The 4,573-nt window shown below is 58.5% G+C and carries 3 protein-coding genes and 2 pseudogenes; 4 read left to right on the forward strand and 1 reads right to left on the reverse strand.

The window, feature by feature from the left end:
* Nucleotides 1–443 (reverse strand): annotated as a pseudogene (locus AB1I47_RS33320) (IS5 family transposase); the annotation flags it as partial.
* A 476-nt stretch (nt 444–919) separates the two neighbouring features.
* On the opposite strand from AB1I47_RS33320, the gene AB1I47_RS33325 reads away from it, so the two are divergent.
* From AB1I47_RS33325 to AB1I47_RS33340, 4 genes and pseudogenes are all read left to right on the forward strand, one after another.
* Nucleotides 920–1,414, forward strand: a complete 495-nt coding sequence (locus AB1I47_RS33325) for a copper resistance protein B (RefSeq protein ID WP_354687916.1) — start codon at nt 920–922, stop codon at nt 1,412–1,414.
* A 554-nt stretch (nt 1,415–1,968) separates the two neighbouring features.
* Entirely contained in the window at nt 1,969–2,253 is a 285-nt protein-coding gene (gene copK / locus AB1I47_RS33330) for a periplasmic Cu(I)/Cu(II)-binding protein CopK (protein ID WP_354687915.1), read from the forward strand.
* 264 nt (nt 2,254–2,517) lie between these two features.
* A pseudogene (locus tag AB1I47_RS33335) lies at nt 2,518–2,673 on the forward strand (transposase); the annotation flags it as partial.
* Between the two features lie 1,082 nt (nt 2,674–3,755).
* The gene (locus tag AB1I47_RS33340) at nt 3,756–4,025 is read left to right on the forward strand and encodes a CzcE family metal-binding protein (RefSeq protein WP_354687917.1); all 270 of its coding nucleotides are present in this window, start codon (nt 3,756–3,758) and stop codon (nt 4,023–4,025) included.
* Nucleotides 4,026–4,573: the final 548 nt, after the last annotated feature.

Below are 4,573 nucleotides of genomic sequence, written 5' to 3' on the forward strand. Positions count from 1 at the left end.
TCAGGATTGCACTGATGGGGACGCCATTTGCATCGACGAGGATGTGATGCTTGGAACCTGGTCGCGAGCGATCCGTGGGGTTCGGACCAGTTTTTCGCCCGCCCCAACGGCTCGTACCGACGATAAGTCGACGGCTGCTCGGGAGAAATCGAGCTCGCCGACCTCGCGTAACTTCGCCAGCAGTAGCTCGTGCAATCGCTTCCAAACGCCGGCCTTCTGCCAATCGCGCAAGCGCCCCCAGCAGGTCGGCCCCGACCCGAATCCAACTTGGTCGACAGGTCGCACCAGCGTATGCCGGTCTTGAACACGAACAGGATGCCGTTCAGTGCAGCCCGGTTCGAAACCGGGAGCTGCCCTGGATATTTCTTGCGTCGCGGTTTCGGTGGCGGCAGCAAAGGTTCGATCAGTGCCCACAGTTCGTCATCAATGATCGGCGCGCTCATCCCCTCGGTTCCAGTTGTTCAGATGGCCAAGGTTAACAGCTTGCCGAAAAGGTTAGCAGCCCCCCGGGGCTCTTTTTGAAACGGTCTCTTAGGATCCTGGCCGCAGCCGGCGGCCTGGCGACGGTCGGCACTTATCCGCGAAGCGCTTGGGCGCTGAAGAGTCAGAATCATCAGGTGGTGCTGACGGGCACATCGTTCGATCTGGCGATCGGTGCGACGCCGATGTCGTTCACCGTGTCCGGCCAACGACCAGTGTGAACGCTCCATCCCGGCCCCCATCCTCCACTGGAAGCAAGGTACCGAGGTCACGCTTCGGGTGACGAATCACCTCAGTACGCAGTCGCGCGACGTGTCCCAGATGGGCCTGTCCCAGGCACTGGCCAAACGCGCCATGTGGAACCAGATGCGGATGAATCCCACCGATCTGGCCGACACTCGGCTCCCACCTATACCTACCTCGTTGCGCGATCTACAACATCCGTTTCACGCAACGCCTGCTTCTGACACCGGACTTCGAAGCGAACGCCTACAGCAAGACGGACGAGGCGCGCGGCATTGGTAGCGGCCTGGCGGACCTGAAGATCGGATTGCGCCTGCGCTATGAAATCCGACGGCAGTTCGCCTTCTACATCGGCGTGGGTTGGGGCAAGAAGTTGGGCAATACGCAGATTTGGCGCGAGCTGCCGGTCGGTGAGCGGACCACCGATAAGCAAATCGTCGCCGGCGTGCGCGTCTCAGTGGAAAAAGGCCCGGAGCAGTCCCCTAATCGGCAACTCAATCCTCCTTCGGTCACATGGCGCCGTCGCGTGGAGAGGACTTCGGCCCGCCAGGTCAGTCGCGGCTCCGACGCCACGGGCACCCATTGCCCAGCGCTGCGCGTGGATAACGGTAAGCTTTCCGGAGGATTACATTTCGTATCATGCCTTCGAGCGCGACGGCAAGCCTTCCAATATCGCTTATGCTGCATGTAGCGGACTGTGATGTCGCGTCGCCGCTGTCCACACTGCCCGTTCTTCGACAGCATGATGCACAGGTCAGTCAACTCGTCCAGGAACGAAGCATGACTGTGGGGAGGTTTTTCGTCTTGCTTAGCGGCGCGGCGTTGGGGATGATGCCCGGTCCAAGCTTGGCCATCCGTTTTGAGTGGGCGCCTATGAGCGCCGGGAATGACTTGCGCCTACGGTGCCAGGAGGAGCCAGGTTCTGCTCCGATCGAAGCGCACTCATGCGGTAACCAACGCTTCATATCCACGCGGCCTCATATCGAGCAGGCCGACAGGAAGGAGTCGCGCTATGCGCTTGCTGTGAACCCAAGACACCGGTTGTTTAAGCATCGCGGCAGCGCTTCAGGAAACTCGCCGCCAACCCAGTCATCTACGAGATCAGCGGCGCTCCGTGACTGCGAGCAGGCGCGCCCTGCTTCACTGCCTCAGCGATGACATTCCTCTCTCTCTGTGACCTCGCACCTAGCCAGTGCGGGGGACTCTCAGCTGTGTGTTGTGTTATGGAACCAAGGAGGCCTTGAGATGAAAAGCAAACTTGCCGTTGCCACACTGGTTAGCGCACTATCGTTTACCGCTGCGGCGGTGGACCAGAGCAACGTCGTCAAAACCTATGAGCTCAAGGACGGCTCAAAGATTCATGTTTTCAAAGACGGGAAGATGGGCATGGAGAACAAGTTCGGGAAGGCCGTGAGCATGCGCGAGGGCCAGGTCATGGAAACCAAGGACGGTAGCAAGATCCTCATGAAGGGAAACGAGGTTTTTCGCCTTGACGATGCACTGGTCAAGGGGCATCGCGAAGGCGGCTAGGAGGTAGACGCTGGCCCGAATGGCCACAGCGGAAGCGATCGTGCGCAGGAGCCGACCGCTTCGGCTCCTCGACTGGCGGTTCATGGGGCACCGTCGATATGACGCCCCTTGCTTTATTTGCTCTCCGCGCGCACGGCCACGCTCAACAGCCTGGTGCCTGCAGCGCGGGCATTGGCTGTCCTGCGTGATCCTGGGAGTGGTAACGGCAGCCGGTTCATCGCCGGCATTCTGCAAGGGCGAGCACACCGTCTCCCCCCCGTGACAGTGGAGCACCCGTTTCGTATCATCAAGCGCCAGTTCGGCTATCTCAAGGTGCGCTACCGGGGCTTGATGATGAACACGCAGCAACTGCATACGCTGTTTGCCTTGAGAAATTTGTGGATGATGCGCCATCGCCTTCAGCCAGGTGCCAAGCTGTGAATGCGCCGGGATTCTGGCCGACGGCCCGAAACGCGGGCGGTAATGCCCTTGCTTGCACTGAATCTCCCGTCGAATTCGGGTGGAATCGCTCATCGAATTCACTTGGCCACGCTCACACGGTCAGCTCGGCGCTGCAGAAGTTGTTTTGAACACCATCCTTAGCAGGGGCTTGCCGGACGGCGTCCATTGTTCGCTGAGAGCAAAGCAGGAAATTTAAGACTTTGAGCCTGACAGTCCCATTACCAAAAGATTACAAGCTTTCGTTGCCTTCGGCACTCATCGGTAAAGCTCAAGGTCCTTCATTCAATGCGTGGCCACCCAAAGCTCGCGCTTGAGGCCATAGCTTGGTGAACCCACTTGGCGCCTGACGCGCTGATCCTCCGTGGCAGCGAGAAGAGGATTGCGTCACACCATGCCGGCCTCGATAGTCACGCAGGCTTTAAAGGATTTTTCCGGCTCCGGCGGCAAAGAGAATCGCTTTGGGCAACAATAGTGCGGGGCGAAAAAGTAATGTCTTAGTCATCATATCATTGGCATTGGCCCAATAAACTGAATTCAGGCAAAGACATCTTTGTTGTCATGAACGGGGCCAATCATGAGCATGAAGAAAACAATATCGGACTGTCGGCTGGACGTTCCTGGAGGCTATCGGAGGAACGTCCGTCGACATGAGCTTCATCTTCCCGAGCCTGGTGGAAGCGAAGGGTATCCTCGTGATTATTGAGCCGTGTACGTTATGCTGGCCGCGGAACGCGGTCCCACCGGCGAGTGGATAGCTTTGCCGGCTTACTTGGTCTTCTTGGAGAGAAGGCGTGCCGCTGAGGCGACGATCGGATTTGCGGCAGGCTCGACATATGCCATGCCGAGTTCATCTGGTACGCGTGCCAGAAATGCCGATCAGGTTGTCGCCGGTACCACAGCAATCCCGTTGTAGTTAAGCCGCCGCCGAGGTCGTGAGCATTTGCTATGCTTGACCGTGGGGCATATTTGCAAATTCTCCGATGGAGATAATCATGACCAAGACGACGCTTCTTCGTGCGCTTTCATTCTCCTTATTGGGTCTCGCCTGGGCGTGCGCGCCGATGACGCCGACGCAACGGGCCGCTCTATTCGGAAGCCCAGCGCCGGTCCCGACGGCGACCAGGACTATTACGCTAGCTTCGGGCATGAAATATGTGAACGTGAACTCGGGCGAAACTGTGGCATTCAAAGCTGAGGCACAAACCGTGGCCTGGACATTCCTTGAGTCAATCCAGGGCACTTCGGTACGGATGAGTACAATTCTGCCTGACATACCGGAATCTCAGGGGATCTGGGTCCATGTTAGCCGAAGCAAGCTCCTTACCCCCTAGAGTTCCGCGCACGGCTAGCGGCGTAGGGAGTTCCCCTGACAGATTCGCCATGTCCGCGTCATTCATTGAAGTCCGCCGCCAATTGGCCGCTCGCCGAAGGGCGCGTGCCCTGGGGTGTGTGAGTGCTCACGGGCGTCGTCAACGCAATTCCAGCCGTCTCCAGATTAACGGTACGACTTCGCGGGTGGCCGTCGATGCTGCCCGAGCGCCGAATCCAGTCACATACGGGGGCGCGAAGACAAGCCTTTCGGCAACCATTCCTGGGAGAACGACCCTGCTTACCATCAGACCCATCGAGAGCATACGACAGGGCGACCGAGCTGAGGCGCTCTAGCGCCGCGACGCTGCCGCCATCGCACAAACGCGTGTGGTGAGACCTAGCGGCGGCGATCAGGTATCGTGGGCAGCCTCAATGTAATTTCTTCGCAATGTTGCGGTAATTTTCGTCTCCCTAGTACAACATCCCTTAAATAGGTTGAATAATTAATCGCCTCCGATATCATGACGGGATGAGTCGAGGCCGCCATGCAACGCCAGTGAAGCTGGCG

Origin of the sequence: Cupriavidus necator (assembly GCF_040578825.1) — a bacterium.
GTDB lineage: Bacteria > Pseudomonadota > Gammaproteobacteria > Burkholderiales > Burkholderiaceae > Cupriavidus > Cupriavidus necator_E.